The sequence below is a fragment of the Myxococcus xanthus genome, from assembly GCF_013116825.1.
GTDB lineage: Bacteria > Myxococcota > Myxococcia > Myxococcales > Myxococcaceae > Myxococcus > Myxococcus xanthus_B.
In genome coordinates, this window is sequence record NZ_JABFNS010000080.1 from 1 (window position 1) to 15,491 (window position 15,491).

The window sequence follows — 15,491 nt, forward strand, 5'->3', positions numbered from 1 at the left end:
GCTTCCGGAGTCTTCAGCGCCGCCCAGTGGCTTCCGCTGTTTTCTTCCGGAGGGGCGCGGCTTCTACCGCTTTGCCGCCCTCCCTGTCAACCGCTGCTTCGTTGACTTCCTCGACTCGTCCGCCCTTTCTTCCGGGCTTCTTCGTCGGGGCGCGGCTTCTACCACCACCGCGCCTCCTGTCAACTCGCTGCGTTGACCGCCGTATTCCGCATTGTCGTACTGACTCGCTCGAAGTGCCTTCCGCGCCAGTGCGCGGGCTTCTTTGCGAGATTCAGGGCTTCTACCACCACCGGCCCTGGGATCAACTTTCCAAGTCGAGCCCTCTATTTCCTGCTGCTGCTCCGTCAAGGCGCTTGGATCAGCCACCCGTCCGAAGGGGCGCGGCTTCTACCACCGCCGCGTCCTGGGTCAACAATCTTCATCGACCCTCTTATTCTGCTGTCAGCTCCCCGCCCGGATCTGCGTCGGGCGGGGCGCGGCTTCTATCCCCGCGACGCGCGACCTGTCAACCACCCTTCGGTTCGCGCCCACACATTCGTAGGCAGCGGATCCACGAGGCTCAGCCGCCAGCGACTTCCTGGAGGGACGCCTCCACTCCGGACAGCAGCTCCTCGAGCGCCTCGTCAGAGATAGTCAGTGCCGGCGCGATGTACACGGTGTCTCCCATGGGCCGCAGGTAGAGCCCTCGGCGACGCGCGGCCTCGTACACTCGCCACCCTCCTCGAGCGAGGTAACCACCACCGCCCAGGTCCACCGCGCCCACCATTCCCACGGCGCGGGGGCGCACCAGGCCCGGAATCGAGGCGGCCATCCGCTCGAAGGCGGCTTTCACGCGGGGGGCCTTTCGCGCCACCTGCCCCATCACATCCTCGTCCCGGTAGACGGCCAGCACTTCCCGGGCGATGGCGGCGCCCAACGGGTTCCCACAGTACGAGTGCCCGTAATACAGCGCCCGGCTCGCCGCCCCGAGGAAGCCGGAGAAGACGCGCTCCGAGGCCAGCGTCGCGCCGAACGGCAGGACTCCTCCCGAGAGGGCTTTCGCCAGACACAACATGTCCGGCACCACGCCCGCCAGATCCACCGCGAAGCGTGCGCCCGTGCGCCCCAGCCCCGTGAAGACTTCATCGGCGATGAGGAAGGTGTCCACCTCACGCGTGGCCTCGCGCACGGCCCGGACGAAGTCCGGTGAGTACATCACCATGCCCGCCGCGCCCTGCAGCACCGGCTCCAGGATGACGCCCGCAATCTCCTCCGGGCGCGTACGCAAGGTGGACCTGACCTGTTCGAAGGCGCGCGTCCAGCCCCCCTCCTCCGCCGGAGAGGGAACGTGCACCACGTCGAAGAGCAGGGGGCCAAAGACTTCCCGGAACAGGGGAACGCCTCCCACGCTGGTGGCGCCCATCGTCTCGCCGTGGAACGCCCCCGACAGCGTGATGAAGCGGGTGCGACGCGGTTGGCCATTCTGCGCCCAGTACTGGGCCGCCATCTTGATGGCCACCTCCACCGCCGTGCTGCCGTTGTCTGAATAGAAGACCCGCGAGAGGCGCTCGGACGCAGGGAGGCCGGGGCAGTCCGAACCGGGGGCGATGGCCGCCAGCTCCGACGCCAGCAGCGCCCCCGGCTCATGGGTGATGCCCGCCAGGGAGACGTGTGGGAGCGCGGCGGCCTGCTCGGCGAGCGCGCGCATCAAGCGCGGGTGACGGTGGCCCAGCGTGGACACCCACCAGGAGCCGTTGGCGTCCAGATAGCGCGTGCCGTCCGCGTCATGGAGGTATGCCCCCTCCGAGCGCACCACCACCAGCGGATCCGTCTCGGCGATGTAGGCCTCCATCGCCGTGTAGGGATGCCAGACGTGCGCCTTGTCCAATCCGACGATGTCCGCCCGCTTCACGCGTGTACTCCTCTCCTGGAGCTCCGTGCCCCTCCGTACCGGAAGAACGGGCCGCGCCGCCGCGCGTCATGTCATGCCACGGCGCGTTCTACTGATGGCCCCCTGAAGCGGGGAGCGAGCGGGCCCGTCGCCCCGGAGGGCAGGGCCGCCGCTCTTCCGTCCCGCGTGACGCTGCCATGACATGCCCGGTGTTACCCCGGTTCAGTCACTGCCCAGGGAACTCGAATGGCCGTCCTCATCTTCTTCGTCTCGCACTGGCTGCTCTGCGTGTTCTTCCAGAGCTTCTTCCAGCACCGGTACGCGGCCCACCGCATGTACACCATGGGGCCGAAGACGGAGCGGGTGATGCACCTGCTCACCTACCTGGTGCAGGGCTCGTCCTACCTGTCGCCCAAGGCGTACGCCATCCTCCACCGTGAGCACCATGCCTTCTCCGACACCGAGAAGGATCCGCACTCGCCCCACTTCTTCAAGGATGTGGCGCGGATGATGTGGCACACCAAGGCGCGCTACGACGACTACGCGGCCGGCCGCGGACAGCCCGAGGCCCGCTTCCTGGGCGGCTACCCGGAGTGGCCCCTGGTGGACACCACGCTGCGCACCTCGTGGCTCGCGACGCTGGGCTGGGTGGCCCTCTACTCCGCCTTCTATGTGGCGTTCGCCACCTCGCCCTGGCAGTTCCTGCTGCTGCCCCTGCACTTCCTCATGGGGCCGGTGCACGGAGCCATCGTCAACTGGTGCGGCCACAAGTACGGCTACCGGAACTTCGACAGCACCGACAAGTCGCGCAACTCCCTGCCCATGGACTTCCTCTGCATGGGGGAGCTCTTCCAGAACAACCACCACAAGTACGGCAGCAGCCCCAACTTCGCGGCGCGGAAGTTCGAGCTGGACCCCACGTGGCAGGTGATGCGCGTGCTGGCCCTGCTGCGCATCATCCGCATCGCCACCCCTCAGCGTGCAGTCTGGCCGGAGGCCCGCGAGGCCGCGCGCGCCGAGAGCGCCGCTCGGGCCGCCTGACGGGCAGGCCAGCAACACACGGCGGGCACGTGCGGGGCGCGTTAAGAGTGCCCCCGTGCCCGCCGATACCCCGCTCCGTCTCCGCATCCTCGAAGCAGTGACTGATGCCCCGGCCGAAGGCTGGGACGCGCTCGTGGGCCCTGGCGCCCCGCCCTTCGTCCGGCACGCCTGGCTGGCGGCCATGGAGGAGAGCGGGAGCGCCACCGAGGAGACGGGCTGGGCGCCGCATCACCTCACGCTGTGGCGTGGCCCCAAGCTGGTGGCCGCCGCGCCCGCGTACCTCAAGTTCCACAGCATGGGCGAGTACATCTATGACTTCGGCTGGGCGGATGCCGCCGCCCGCCTCGGAGTCGAGTACTACCCGAAGCTCGTCGTGGGCGGGCCGCTGTCCCCCGCCACCGTCCCCCGCTTCCTCATCGCCCCGGGCGAGGACGTCCCCGCGCTGCGCCGGGCCCTGCTTGCCGCCGCCGCCGGGAGCGCCCAGGAGGCGGGCTGCTCCTCCGTTCACGTCCTGTATCCCACGGGGGACGAGGCGGACTTCCTGGAGGCCGAGGGGCTCGCCCGGCGCATCACCCTTCAGTTCCACTGGAAGAACCCGGGCTACGGCAGCTACGACGACTACCTGGCGCGCTTTGACTCCAAGCGCCGCAACCAGCTCAAGCGCGAGCGCGGGGCCGCGGCCACCCAGGGCATCTCCCTACGCACGGTGCGCGGCGACGCGCTCTCCCAGGCGCACGCCCAGCGTGCCTATGGCTTCTACACCTCCACCTGCGAGCGCCACGCCTGGGGGCAGATTCAACTCACCCCCGACTTCTTCGCGCGGGTCTTCCGCACGATGCCGGGCTCGGTGGAGTTGGTGGAGGCGGTGCGCGGCCAGCAGGTCATCGCCGGCGCCTTCAACCTGGCCACCCCGGAGCGCCTCTATGGCCGCTACTGGGGCGCCTTCGAGGAGCACCCCTTCCTCCACTTCCACGTCTGCCTGTACCACTCCGTGGAGGACTGCATCCGGACCGGCCGCAAGGTGTTCGAGCCCGGCGCTGGGGGTGAACACAAGGTGTCTCGGGGCTTCGAGCCCACCGCCGTGCACAGCGCCCACCTCCTCTTCGACAAGACACTGGACGGCGCGGTACGGGGCTTCCTCCGCCGGGAGTACGGACGGCTGGCGCCCGCCGTGGAGGAGGCCGAGCGCATCTGCGGGCTGAAACCCTGGCCCCTGGCCGCCTCCCCGGGCACCCAAGGGGCCACCGGCACCTGAACGCCCCCCGGACTGTCAGCCTGAAGAGGCCTCTCCGCGACTTGAAGTTGTGAAACCGGGGTGAGCCTCTAGAGTGTCATCGCCATGAAAGCCCCGGAGACGGACGAAGACTTCATCCAGTGGTACGAGGACTGCTGGGCGGACCGCGACGAAGTCGAGTATCCGAAGATGTTCGGCGCCATTGACGAAGGCGTCTTCACGCTCGATCAGACGGATGCCATCCAAGCGTGGATGGAGAGTGAGCTGGCCCAGGTCCAGGAAGCGGACCCCAACTGGGGTCCCATGGGCGTGCGCGTCTCCCCGCCCAGCGAGAGCTACCCCTACTGGACCTATGTCACCAGTGGACTGTCCAACCCCTTCACCGTGGCGCCCGGCGAGGACATCCCCGACGGCGCGCCCAGCGGGCTGGGCTACGAGATGGTCATCCACTCGCCCGAAGAGGCGAAGTGGCCGGTGTTCCGGCTGCTGGACATGATGGCCTACAACCTCGTGTCCCTGCGCGCCTTCGCCATGGGCCACCGCTACCCGGTGGAAGGCTCCCTGGACGGTGGCGAGTCCAAGCTGAGCGGCTTCGTGTTCGTCCGGGACCCGTCCCGGCCCGACCACTTCGTGCTCCCCAGCGGCAAGGTGCAGCTGCTCACCCTGGTGGGCGCCACCCGCAACGAGATGGCCTTCGCCCGCTCCAACGGCATGGACAAGCTGATGGCCAAGCTGGTGGCCGCGGGCTCCGGCTACATCACCCAGCCCGACCGGGAAGAAGTGAAGTTGTAATCACACTGCTTCCGAGTCGCGCGCCGGCCGCCCTTCTCAGGGACCGGCGCGCGGCGGGGCGTCCTCCACCAACGCGTGCAGGACGCCCAGCTCGAACGGCTTTTCGATGCGCGGCACCGGCACCGACTGGAGGAAGGTCCGTGCTCGCTCGGAGAAGCCTCCGCCCGTCATGAAGACGAAGCGCGCGAGCAGCTCCGGCTGACGCGAGGACAGCGCGTCGTACACGTCCATCCCCGTCAGGTCCCCCATCATCAAGTCACAGAAGATGCGGTCGAAGTCCCCGTCGCGCGCCAGCGTGTCCAACGCCTCGCGCCCGCTGTGGACCACCACCACCTCGTGACGCACGCCGAGGATGCGGCCCAGCACCGAGGCGAGCAGCGGCTCGTCATCCACCACCAGCACCCGCTTCCGCCCGGGAAGGTCCTTGTCCTCCACCACCCGCACGGCTGGCGCGTCCGCGTCGGTGGTGGGCAGCCGCACCTGGAAGACACTGCCCAGCCCCGGCGCGCTCGAGGCCGACAACTCGCCCCCCATGCCTCGCACCAGGCCCAGGCTGGTGGACAGGCCGAGTCCAGCGCCCTCCCCCAGGGGACGGGTGGTGAAGAAGGGCTCGAAGGCGCGCTCCAGGACCTCGGGCGCCATGCCGTGGCCGTTGTCCGCCACCTCCACCACCACCGTCGCGCCGTCCCTCCAGGTGGAGAGCGTCACCTGGTAGCGCGCCACGTCCCCTTCCGGGATGGCCTGCGCGGCGTTGACGAGCAGTTGGAGGAACACCTGCCCCAGCCGCGTCTCGTGCGCCATCACCGTGGGCACCGGCCCCAGGCGCTTCTCGACGCGGGCCCGGTGGCGCAGGTGCGGCATCGCCATGGAGAGGCCGAACTCCAGCGCCGCGTGCACGTCCACGGGCGACAGTTGCGGCTCCTCCGCTCGAGCGAAGGTCTGCAAGTCACGGACGGTGGTGCGGATGCGCTCGGCGCCTTCCTTCGCCTCGCGCAGGGCCTCCATCGCCTCGCCCAACGCGCGGGCCCATGATTCACGCACCGCGCCCTGCTCCGCGAGGGGCTCGAGCTGCTCCAGCGCGAACTGCAGGTTGCCCACGACATAGGAAAGCGGGTTGTTGATTTCGTGCCCCACGCCCGCCGCGAGCTGTCCCGCCATGGCCAGCTTCTCCGACTGCACCAGTCGCTCACGCGCGGCCATGAGCTCGCGGGTGCGCTCGTGGACCAGGGCCTCGGCTTCCAGGCGGCCCGAGTGCTCGCGCGACAGGAGCACGTCCCGCTCCGCCTCCGCCTGCTTCCTGGCGGTGATGTCCCGCCCGAAGATGGACACGTTGCCGTTGGCGCCCCAGGCGTGCACCTCATGCCAGCGTCCAGGCGTGGCGCGCCATTCGAAGATGGTGTGGCCCGCGCCGCTCGCGACCCGGCGCAGCTCCCGCTCCATCCGCGTGCCCAGCAACTCCGGGCACGCCTGCCACAGAATCTGCCGGAAGAGTTGCTCCTGCGAACGCCCGCTGAGGGCCGCGGCCTCGTGGTTCACGTAGGTGATTCGCCACTCCGCATCCAGCGTGAAGAACGCGTCGGGCGTGGCCTCCAGCATGCTCCGCACCCAGTCCAGGGTTTCGCGGACGCTCTCCTCCAACCGCAGGGCGCTGGTGATGTCACGCAGGCGCAGCAGCACACCGTCCCGGAGAGGCACCGCCGTTCCCTGCAGCCACACGTCCCCTTCCTGGAAGCTGTCCGCGGCCGGCCGGCCCTCCTCCACCACGTTCCGGAGCAGGTCCACCCGGGAGGCCAGGCCCGAGCCCGGCATCAGCTCGCGCAGCCGCCGGCCGCGCAGCGACTCCGGGGCGGCGTGCCCCAGTGCGCGCGCACCCGCGGGATTCGCCCAGGCCCACTGGAAGTCGACGACCGCTCCCGCCGCGTCCCGAACGGCGTGCAACACCATGCAGCCCTCAGGCTGGTGTCGCTCCGCTTCCTCGAGCACCACCAGCAGCACATCCATGTCGGGCGCCGGAGCCGCCTGGAATCGGTCGTTCAGAATGGCTCCATGTCGACACGAATACGTGGCCGTCACAAGTACACACGGCAAACATGTATCAGTATCAGTTCCCGTGTGTCTGTCGGCCAGCCGCCGCTTGACCAGGCTCGCGCGCGCAGGAGAGGCCCGCGCGGCTAGGCTCCTCGGCCGCCCATGACGCCCACCCTCATCACCGCCGTCCGCTTCGAGCCGCTGCACCTCCCCCTCACCGAGCCCTTCGCCATCGCCACCGGCGCGCAGTACGCCGCGGAGAACGTCCTGGTCCGGCTCACCCTGGCGGACGGCTCCGAGGGACTGGGCGAAGCCGCCCCCTTCCCCGCCGTCAGTGGAGAAACACAGGCCAGTACGCTGGCCGCCCTGGAACAGGTGCGCGCGGGGCTGGTGGGACGCGACGCTCGCGCGTGGCGGCCCGCGTCCGAGGCGCTGGGGGATTCACTCGCGCTGGCCCCCTCCGCCCGGTGCGCCGTGGAGACGGCGCTGCTCGATGCGCTGGCTCGGCACTACCGCGTTCCGTTGTACGTGATGCTGGGCGGCGCGCAGTCCGCGCTGGACATCGACATGACGGTCACCGCGGGAGACGTGGCCCATGCGCGAACGTCCGCGCAGGCCATCCTGGCGCGGGGAATCACCACGCTGAAGGTGAAGGTCGGGGCGCTGCCGCCCGTCGAGGACGCGGCACGGCTGGTGGCCATTCATGAAGTCGCGCCCCAGGCGCGGCTCTTCGCGGATGCCAACGGCGGCTATGACGTGGCCGAGGCGCTCGCCTTCTTGAAGGAGCTGGCGCGCGCGGACGTCCCCCTGGCCCTCTTCGAACAACCCGTGCCCGCGCATGACGTGGCCGGCATGGCGGAGCTCACGCGCCGCTCGCGCGTGCCAGTGTGCGCGGATGAGTCGGCGCGCTCGGCGAAGGACGTGCTGCGACTCATCCGGGAAGGCGCCGCGCATGCCATCAACATCAAGACGATGAAGTGCGGCGTCGTCGAGGCACTGACGATGTGGAGCCTCGCTCGCGCAGCGGGCCTGGAGCTCATGGTGGGCGGCATGGTGGAGAGCGTGCTGGCGATGTCCGCCTCGGCGCACCTGGCCGCCGGATTGGGGGGCTTCACCTACGCCGACCTGGATACGCCGCTGTTCATCGCACGCCACCCCTTCCAGGGCGGCGCCCGGTACACGGGCGCACGGCTGGAGTTGCCAACGGATGCGCCCGGGCACGGTGTCACGCTGGCCTGAGCCGCGCCCCGCCGCACCGCCTGCGAACAGGCGACCGCCTCACTTGAAACCGCTTTGCTGGAGCATTCCAGCGGCTCTGCGCTCGTGTAGATGGTGGAGGGCATCGCGTGAGGCCTGGCGGGCGGCTCCTCGTGGGGCATTCGCGCTAGGGTAGGCGGATGACCCTGGCCGTCTGCGTGCGGTGTGGCAACTCGAAGGTGGGCGCGTTCACCCCCTGCACGGGTTGCGGCCTGGACCCCGCCGCCCACGGCACCGAACGGGACCTCCAGGCGCGCAGCCTGCTGCTCACGGAGCGCTACCTGCCTGGGGGGGAGCTGGAGGAGATAGGCCGGAAGATTCGCAAGGGCGAGCCCGTGGCCTACGACGCAGGGCTGCTCGCGCAGATTACCGAGGACCTCCGGACGAAAAAGCTGCCCATCGTCTCGAAGTCCTCCCCCGGGTGCTCCGTCGCTTTATGGACCGTGGTGAGTGTGCTCCTCGTGCTCGCCGTGGGCTTCCTGCTCATGTCGCGACTGCGAGGCCCCTGAGCGCGCTGGGACAGCGTCGGCCGCAGGGGCCGGTTAGTGAAGCAGTCCCGTGCTGGCCGCCTCCACCTCTCCGCTCCGGTTGTTCCTCGTCTCGGAGGACCCGCTCGCCCGGGGGGCGCTCTCCCGGGCGCTGAGCGACCAGACAGGCGTGCACTTCGAGGTGGCGGCCGGGACGCAGGTGGACCTGGAGTCCCAACCCGGCGAGCCACCCGACGCCGTGCTGTGGGACACCGGCCTGCGCCCGTCCAACATGGAGGGGCCCGACCTGGGCGCACCGGTCCTCGCGCTGGTGGTGGATGAAGCCGCGGGCGAGGCGGCCCTGGGCGCAGGCGCACGGGGCCTGCTGTTCCGAGACGCGGAGCCCTCCGCCCTGGCCGCCGCGCTGCTCTCCGTGGCACGGGGGCTGGCCGTGTTCGACCCCGCGCTCGCGGAGCTGCGCGTCACGCCGCGTGCCTCGCTCCCGGCCCAGGCCACCGCGCCGGACGCGCTCACGCCGCGGGAGCGCGAGGTGCTCGGGTTGCTCGCGGAGGGGCTGTCCAACAAGGCCATCGCGGACCGGCTGGACATCAGCGAGCACACCGCCAAGTTCCATGTGAATGCCGTGCTCGCCAAGCTGGGCGTCCAGCGGCGCACGGAGGCCGTGGTCCGCGCGGCGAAGCTGGGCCTGGTCACCCTGTAGGCATGGGGCCGCCACGCGACGGTGCTACGTCGCGTTTCTGCTGGGTGATAGGCTCCGGCGCGCATGGCCAACCAGGACTGGGTGACGCGCCTGCTCACCGGGCGCGCGACGGCGGACAAGCAGCTCAATGTCCACCTCTCCGAGCGCGACGGCGGCAGCCTCCACGACAAGATGCGGCAGGCCTATTGGTGGATCACCAACAACGCCGTCATCTGTCCCTACTATGACCTGGAGTTCGGCTCGTCCGCGTCCCTCAAGACGCCCGCGGGTGACGAGCTCCACCTCCCCGAGGACACCAGCTACAGCTCGTTCGTCCTCATCCCCCTGCTCACCCTCTTCACCTGCCGGCGCGCGCTGCTGGTGGGCGGACCGGGACGCGGGAAGACGACGTCCGCCATCCTCATGGCCCTGCTGTCCGGCATGGGCCGCGACGAGGTCCACCGCGGCATCCAGCGCGGGCACCCGCAGCTCTCCATCGCGGACCTGCTGGGCGCGCCGCTGCCCTCCGACATGCTCAAGGCGGAGGACCTGTCCGCGGTGAAGGTGAGCTGGCGCAAGTGGATTGGCCAGCGCGTCAAAATCATCGACGAGTACAACCGCATCCCCACCAAGACGCAGTCCGCGCTCCTGTCGCTCATGGCGGAGGGCTACGCGGAGATGATGGACCAGTACGTCTACGCGGGCCGCTCGTCCTGGTTCCTCACCGCCAACGACGACCAGGGCGGCGGCACCTTCCAGGTCATCGAGGCGCTGAAGGACCGCATCGACGTGGTGGTGCGCGCGGTGCCCTTCAACTCGGGGTTCATGGACCAGCTCCTCCAGCGCCTGGAGGCCGACAAGTCCCCCGAGGAGCTGCTGCCCAAGGAAATCGTCTTCACGCACGGCGAGCTGGAGCGCGCCTACGCCGCCATCCTGGAAGTGGAGGTACCCAAGGACGTGCTGGAGCGCATCGCCTTCTTCCTGGGGCAGCTGGACTTCTGCCGCATGGCCTCGCCGCGCTTCGAGTTCAAGCACAAGGACACGCTCAAGCTGGCCGGGCAGACAGTGGCCGCGGTGTGCAACGAGCAGTGCCCGCTGGACAAGAAGGTCCACCTCTGCACGCAGACGGAGAACGGCGTCAGCGTGCGCGCGTACCAGACCATCCTCCACTTCGCGAAGGCCATGGCCTTCTTCCGCGGCCACAGCGCCGTGGAGCTGGAGGACTTCCGGCAGATTGCCCCCTGGGTGCTGCACGAGAAGCTGGTGCCCAACCCGCGCAGCGCCTTCTTCGAGGTGAAGGGCCACCGCATGCTCCTCCAGGACCGCGTGGCCTGGCTGCGGAACATGTTCGACATGGCCATGGGCCACTACGACACGCACGCGCCCATCCGGCGCAAGGTGACGACGCTGCGCCAGGAGCTGGACAAGGGCCTGTCCGGCGTGGACCTGCGCACCACCGAGAAGCGCATGAACCAGGTGACGGTGCTCATGAAGGAGCTGCTCACGCGGCACGAGCTGTCCGGCCCCGTCTACGAGGACGTCATCCACCTCAAGTCCCTGTACAGCCGCTACCGGAACTACGCGACGTGGCTGAAGGAGAACCCGGGCGGTCGCCCATGAGCACCTTCACCGACGAATTGGAAGCCAATGCCCGCGCCCGGTTCGTGCGCTGGGACTCCACCCTGTGGCGCGAGCTCACCGGCGGCGCAGCGCAGCGGCTGGGACAAGCCCTGTTCGAGGCGGGGACACCGGCGGCGCAAGGCGAGGAGCTCTTGCGCGCCTACCTCCAGCTGGGCGCGGAGGCCATTGGCCTGGGCTACCTGTACCCCACGAGCGCGGGCCGGCAGAACTTCTTCACCCTCGCCTGGTCGGACCTGATTCCCCGCCTGCTGGCCGCCGTGCCCTCGGCGGAGCGCTCGCAGGTGTTCGCCCAGCTGTGGAACCTGGGCGAGAACCTGGAGTCCGCGCCGCCGTGGGTGCAGCGCATCTTCTGGCGCGTGGGCCGGGAGCTGACGTCACTCCAGGACATCGAGGCGCGGCTGCGAGAGACCTCCTCCGTGGCCCTGGAGCCGCCCGACGCGCCGCTGGCCGCGCGGGCCCAGGCACACTGGGTGGACCTGTCGAAAGAGGACAGCCGCTTCCTCCCCGGCGCGATGCACTTCCTCTCCCCCACCGTGGTGTGCGTCCATGACCGGCACCGCCAAGCCGTTGCGGGCCGCGACGCGGCCACGCAGGGCATCTGGCTGGCGGAGACGCCCATCAGCCTGGGCGCCATGGGCTGCCGCGAGGCGCCGGAGCTGACCCAGGTGGAGAGTCCCCACCTGGACGAGGCGCTGCGGGAGGACCCGCGCGCGGACGCGTGGTTCGCCACCCTGTCCAATGACTGGCGGGTGGCGGCCACGCTGCACACCTCCCAGCACGTGCTGGTGTTCGTTCCGGAATGAGTCCGTCGCGGCACATCACCCCTGAGGAAGTGGTCACGGGCTGGCGCGACGCCCAGGCCCTGTGGGACGTGCGCGTGCAGCTCAGCCCACCCGAGCCACACGTGGGCTTCCACCCCGACGCCAGCCACGCCCAGGAGCCGCTCGCGTACATCGATTTGGTGAAGCGCCAGGTCTTCGTCAACTTCAAGCTCCTGGAGGCCATGGAGGCCACGGGCAGCCTCACGGCGGTGCTGGCACATGAAATCGGCCACCACGCGCGCTTCCCACACACGCTGGGCTGGGACGCGGAGCTGCGCGTGCAGGAGCAGCGGCTGGTTCCCGGCCTGAAGCAATCCCTCACCAACCTCTTCTATGACTTGCAGGTGAACGAGGTGGTGGGCCGCACGCACGCGGAGGCGCTGTGCGCGGTGTACCGGGGCTTCCAGCGCGTGCAGGGCGGCGAGCTGTCGCCGCTGTTCTTCTTCTACCTGGCCATCTACGAGGAGCTGTGGGGCCTGCCCCCTGGGAATCTGGTGCCCGCCGCGCAGCTCGAGCCGATGGAGCAGCGCTACCCCGGTGTTCGCGCCGAGGCGCGCATGTTCGCGCAGACCTTCTACGCGCTGCCCAGCGGCAAGCTCCAGTTCCTCTACTTCTGCGCCACCTTCATCCGCTACATCGAGAAGCCCGCGGACCTGGAGTTCAGCCTGCCGCTGGGCGGGGACGTCTCCGTGCCGGACGTGGACGACCTGGATGCCGCCATCCACGGCAGCGGTCGCTGGGACGACGCCCTGGACGAAGCGGAGGAGCGGGGCTGGCTGGCTCCCTTGAGCACCCGCTCGAAGGAGAAGGACGAGCTGGACTCCATCCACCGCGTCACCGAGCACCTGCCCGGCAAGCAGGGCGGAAGGCTGCGGCAGGCCCTGGTGGCGAAGCACTATCGGCGGCTGGTGGACCGGCACCTCCTGAAGCTCCCCACGACGCCGTCCCAGCCGGAGCCCTACCTGCGCACCACGCCCCAGGCGTGGGGGTACGGCGATGACCCGTCCAGCATCGACTGGACGTTGACGGTGCTGTCCCAGGGCCACCTGGCCGCGGTGTCACCGCTGCGCCGCGAGTTGGAGGCGGACCTGCCGCCCCCGTCCGAGCTGGGCGCGCCGTCCGTGGAAATCTACCTGGACACCAGCGGCTCCATGCCCAACCCGGAGCTGAGCCTCAACGCGATGACGCTGGCGGCCCAGGTGCTGTCCGCCTCCGCGCTGCGGAAGAAGGCCACGGTGCGCGGCATCGTGTACTCGCACGGCAACCCGCAGGTGTCGCCGTGGATGTACGACGAGGAGAAGGCGCGCGACTTCCTGCTGAGCTACATCGGCGGAGGCACGCAGTTCCCCTTCGACGTGATGGACGCGCTGTCACGCGAGCGGCCCGATGCGCTGCGCATCATCATCTCCGACAGCGACTTCCTCGCGAACGTCACCGCGGAGAAGCCCCTGGCGCCGGTGCTGGAGTCCATCCGGCGCTCGCGCCTCGTGGTGGCCATCCTCGCTGTTCCCGACGAACGACGCGCCCGGCAGGCGCTGGCGCCGCTGCTGCGCGAGCGCCGTTTCCGGCTGGTGGTGGTGCGCTGGCCCTCCGACTTCGCGAAGGCCGCCGCCGACCTCGCCCAGGCATTGCTGGAGAATTGAGTCCCATGGCTTTCGACATCCGCGAGATTCAGACGCAGCTTGAGGCAGCCCCCATCGTGTCGCCGTATTCGCATGACCTGGCGCTCGCCATCATCTGCGACACCTTCCGGCTCGCGAAGGTCCGCCCCCCGTCCCGCGCGGACTGGCGCGCGCTGGAGGACCAGGCCTGCTCCCCGCTGTGGCGGGAGCAGGTGGTGATGCTCGCGCACGTGCTGGTGTCCTCGGCGCTGCGGCAGGAGACAGTGCACGCATTGAACGAGAACGACGACGCGACGACGCTCCTGCAGCGCTTCTTCCAGGACGTGGGCCCGCTGACGGCGGAGATGATTCGCTCCAACACCTTCCGCCGCGAGGAGTTCCTTCGCAAGTGGGTGCGCGTCGTGGGCGGCGAGTGCAAGGGCGAGTCCCCGAAGGGCTCCGCCGCGCGAATCCAGCAACTGGACTACCGCAAGGCGGAAGCGGAGATGCGGCGCGCGGAAGAGGCCCGGAAGAGGGAGGCGGACAAACGCCAACAGGCCCTCCGCGAGGCGGAGCAGCGCGCCACGGAGGCGCGTGGGTGGCGGGAGTGACGGAGGTCCTGTCCGCGGACCTGCGCGTCGCGCCTCGCGCGAACATCCGCCGGGACACCTCCTCGCAGCGCCCCCACGTCCCCTGGGCCGAGTCCATCGCCCAGGGACTGGCCCGCTTCGCGTCCCTGGCTGACGAGGACGCGGCCCGCGCGGACCTGGACGCCCGGTTGTCCTTCCTGCGCGGTGCCCTGCGGGACTCGCCGTACCACGCCCGGAGGCTCCACGCGGCGGGTATCCACCCGGGTGACCTCCAGACGCTGGACGACCTGCGCCACCTGCCCTTCCTGGACCGTGAGGCCCTGGCCGCGAACTGGGACGCGGTGCCCACGCTGCCGGCGGACGCCGATGATTGCGTGGTGGTGAAGAGCTCCGGCTCCACCGGAGCGCCGGTGAACGTGGTGAGGGACCGGCGCGACTGCCTGCACATGTGGGCCGTGCTGCGGTTCCTCGTGGCGCGCGCGGGAGCGGCGCTGCCCCCGAATCCCCGGGTGGTGCTGCTGGACGCGCTGCCGGGCGGGCTGGAGTACTCGGTGCGCCTGCCCATCCTCCACGACGGCGCGCTGCACCGAATCTCCGTCCTTCGCGAGGACGCGCTCCTGCGCCTGCGCCGCGTGCGCCCCGCCGTACTCTTCTCCGACCCGGAAGGCCTGCGGTGGCTGGCGGCCCAGCGCGGCGTGCCCACGCCCCAGCTGGTGCTCACCTCCGCGCAGCACCTGCCCGCCGGCCTGCGCGCGGAGCTGGCGAACGCGGTGCCCACGCCTGTCCTCAACTACTACGCGACGACGGAGACGGGACCTCTGGCCTGGGAGTGCCTGCGGCCCGAGGCGCCTGGCCGGTTCCACGTCCTGGCTCCGGATGTCTGGTTGGAGCCCGGACTGGACGAGGTGGTGGTGACGAGGCTGCGTCCCAGCGTGCTGCCGCTCTTGCGCTACCTCCCGGGCGACGCGGGCAGCGTGCGGCGTGACGCCTGCGCTTGTGGGTTTCATGGATGGACGCTGGAGCACTTCGGCGGGCGCGGGGCCTGCCACTTCGCCACGCCTTCGGGCCGGGAGGTGGACGCCTGGGCGCTGGCCTGGGTGTTCAAGCACCATGCGCTGCGTGGCTTCCGACTGACACAAGTGGACGTCTCGCACTTCCAACTGGAGCTGGCGGGCGCGAGCCATGCGGACGTAGCGCCACTGCGCGAGCGGCTCACCGGCGCCTTGCGGAACCTGGGTTGGGCGCAGGCGAGCCTGGACGTGCGTCACGTGGAAGTATCGGCGCTGGACGTGGGCACCAAGCCACAGCCGTTCCGCCGGCTGGGCTGAGCATCCCTGCATGGCAGCGCAGCGAGCGAGCTGTCATGCAGTGGGCTCCGGTGCTTACCTGAGAAGTGCGCGGCGCCTCCCCAGCGGTATGCATGCAGTCGGCCGGGAGCCCGCCCCTGAC

At 69.9% G+C, this 15,491-nt stretch carries 12 protein-coding genes and 2 pseudogenes; 12 read left to right on the forward strand and 2 right to left on the reverse strand.

What is annotated here, in order from left to right; translation table 11 throughout:
- Nucleotides 1-559 precede the first annotated feature (559 nt).
- The gene (gene bioA, locus HNV26_RS22450; protein ID WP_171443083.1) at nucleotides 560-1,891 is read right to left on the reverse strand and encodes an adenosylmethionine--8-amino-7-oxononanoate transaminase; all 1,332 of its coding nucleotides are present in this window, start codon (nucleotides 1,889-1,891) and stop codon (nucleotides 560-562) included.
- Between the two features lie 225 nt (nucleotides 1,892-2,116).
- Here bioA and HNV26_RS22455 point away from each other — a divergent pair, with 225 nt between their 5' ends.
- From HNV26_RS22455 to HNV26_RS22465, 3 genes are all read left to right on the forward strand, one after another.
- Complete coding sequence (locus tag HNV26_RS22455) at nucleotides 2,117-2,911, forward strand: acyl-CoA desaturase (protein WP_171443084.1); 795 nt, start codon at nucleotides 2,117-2,119, stop codon at nucleotides 2,909-2,911.
- A gap of 55 nt (nucleotides 2,912-2,966) precedes the next feature.
- Nucleotides 2,967-4,166 (forward strand): GNAT family N-acetyltransferase, encoded by a 1,200-nt coding sequence (locus tag HNV26_RS22460; protein WP_171443085.1) that lies wholly within the window; start codon nucleotides 2,967-2,969, stop codon nucleotides 4,164-4,166.
- Nucleotides 4,167-4,250: 84 nt separating this feature from the next.
- Nucleotides 4,251-4,937 (forward strand): suppressor of fused domain protein, encoded by a 687-nt coding sequence (locus HNV26_RS22465; protein ID WP_011550459.1) that lies wholly within the window; start codon nucleotides 4,251-4,253, stop codon nucleotides 4,935-4,937.
- A 36-nt stretch (nucleotides 4,938-4,973) separates the two neighbouring features.
- Here HNV26_RS22465 and HNV26_RS22470 read toward each other — a convergent pair whose 3' ends face one another.
- Complete coding sequence (locus HNV26_RS22470) at nucleotides 4,974-6,938, reverse strand: ATP-binding protein (protein WP_253816916.1); 1,965 nt, start codon at nucleotides 6,936-6,938, stop codon at nucleotides 4,974-4,976.
- A gap of 189 nt (nucleotides 6,939-7,127) precedes the next feature.
- Between HNV26_RS22470 and HNV26_RS22475 the strand changes: the two genes are divergently transcribed.
- The 9 genes and pseudogenes from HNV26_RS22475 (at nucleotide 7,128) to HNV26_RS22510 (ending at nucleotide 15,370) form a co-directional block, all read left to right on the forward strand.
- Nucleotides 7,128-8,204: a dipeptide epimerase gene (locus HNV26_RS22475; protein ID WP_171443086.1), complete on the forward strand. Its 1,077-nt coding sequence runs from the start codon at nucleotides 7,128-7,130 to the stop codon at nucleotides 8,202-8,204.
- Nucleotides 8,205-8,362: 158 nt separating this feature from the next.
- The gene (locus HNV26_RS22480; protein ID WP_171443087.1) at nucleotides 8,363-8,731 is read left to right on the forward strand and encodes a hypothetical protein; all 369 of its coding nucleotides are present in this window, start codon (nucleotides 8,363-8,365) and stop codon (nucleotides 8,729-8,731) included.
- A gap of 49 nt (nucleotides 8,732-8,780) precedes the next feature.
- The gene (locus HNV26_RS22485; RefSeq protein ID WP_171443088.1) at nucleotides 8,781-9,410 is read left to right on the forward strand and encodes a helix-turn-helix transcriptional regulator; all 630 of its coding nucleotides are present in this window, start codon (nucleotides 8,781-8,783) and stop codon (nucleotides 9,408-9,410) included.
- A 63-nt stretch (nucleotides 9,411-9,473) separates the two neighbouring features.
- On the forward strand, nucleotides 9,474-11,009 hold the full coding sequence (locus HNV26_RS22490) for a MoxR family ATPase (RefSeq protein ID WP_171443089.1): 1,536 nt from the start codon (nucleotides 9,474-9,476) through the stop codon (nucleotides 11,007-11,009).
- A complete protein-coding gene (locus HNV26_RS22495; RefSeq protein WP_171443090.1) occupies nucleotides 11,006-11,833 on the forward strand; it encodes a hypothetical protein in 828 nt (275 codons plus the stop codon). Before HNV26_RS22490 ends, HNV26_RS22495 begins: the two co-directional genes overlap by 4 nt.
- A pseudogene (locus HNV26_RS39500) lies at nucleotides 11,830-12,078 on the forward strand (hypothetical protein); the annotation flags it as partial. The gene HNV26_RS22495 and the pseudogene HNV26_RS39500, both read left to right, overlap by 4 nt.
- Before the next feature lie 1,131 nt (nucleotides 12,079-13,209).
- Nucleotides 13,210-13,407, forward strand: a pseudogene (locus HNV26_RS39505) (hypothetical protein); the annotation flags it as partial.
- 92 nt (nucleotides 13,408-13,499) lie between these two features.
- Nucleotides 13,500-14,063 carry a hypothetical protein gene (locus tag HNV26_RS22505; protein ID WP_171443092.1) on the forward strand — a complete coding sequence of 188 codons (564 nt, stop codon included), beginning with the start codon at nucleotides 13,500-13,502 and terminating at the stop codon, nucleotides 14,061-14,063.
- A complete protein-coding gene (locus HNV26_RS22510; RefSeq protein WP_171443093.1) occupies nucleotides 14,051-15,370 on the forward strand; it encodes a phenylacetate--CoA ligase family protein in 1,320 nt (439 codons plus the stop codon). The genes HNV26_RS22505 and HNV26_RS22510 overlap by 13 nt, the downstream gene beginning before the upstream one ends.
- The last annotated feature ends 121 nt before the right edge of the window (nucleotides 15,371-15,491 follow it).

What these genes read in the sequence shown, in the direction of transcription:
- HNV26_RS22455 (WP_171443084.1), top strand. Translation starts at nt 2,117, where the DNA reads ATGGCCGTCCTCATCTTCTTCGTCTCGCACTGGCTGCTCTGCGTGTTC.
- HNV26_RS22465 (WP_011550459.1), top strand. Translation starts at nt 4,251, where the DNA reads ATGAAAGCCCCGGAGACGGACGAAGACTTCATCCAGTGGTACGAGGAC.
- HNV26_RS22470 (WP_253816916.1), bottom strand. Translation starts at nt 6,938, where the DNA reads ATGGATGTGCTGCTGGTGGTGCTCGAGGAAGCGGAGCGACACCAGCCT.
- HNV26_RS22475 (WP_171443086.1), top strand. Translation starts at nt 7,128, where the DNA reads ATGACGCCCACCCTCATCACCGCCGTCCGCTTCGAGCCGCTGCACCTC.
- HNV26_RS22480 (WP_171443087.1), top strand. Translation starts at nt 8,363, where the DNA reads ATGACCCTGGCCGTCTGCGTGCGGTGTGGCAACTCGAAGGTGGGCGCG.
- HNV26_RS22490 (WP_171443089.1), top strand. Translation starts at nt 9,474, where the DNA reads ATGGCCAACCAGGACTGGGTGACGCGCCTGCTCACCGGGCGCGCGACG.
- HNV26_RS22495 (WP_171443090.1), top strand. Translation starts at nt 11,006, where the DNA reads ATGAGCACCTTCACCGACGAATTGGAAGCCAATGCCCGCGCCCGGTTC.
- HNV26_RS22505 (WP_171443092.1), top strand. Translation starts at nt 13,500, where the DNA reads ATGGCTTTCGACATCCGCGAGATTCAGACGCAGCTTGAGGCAGCCCCC.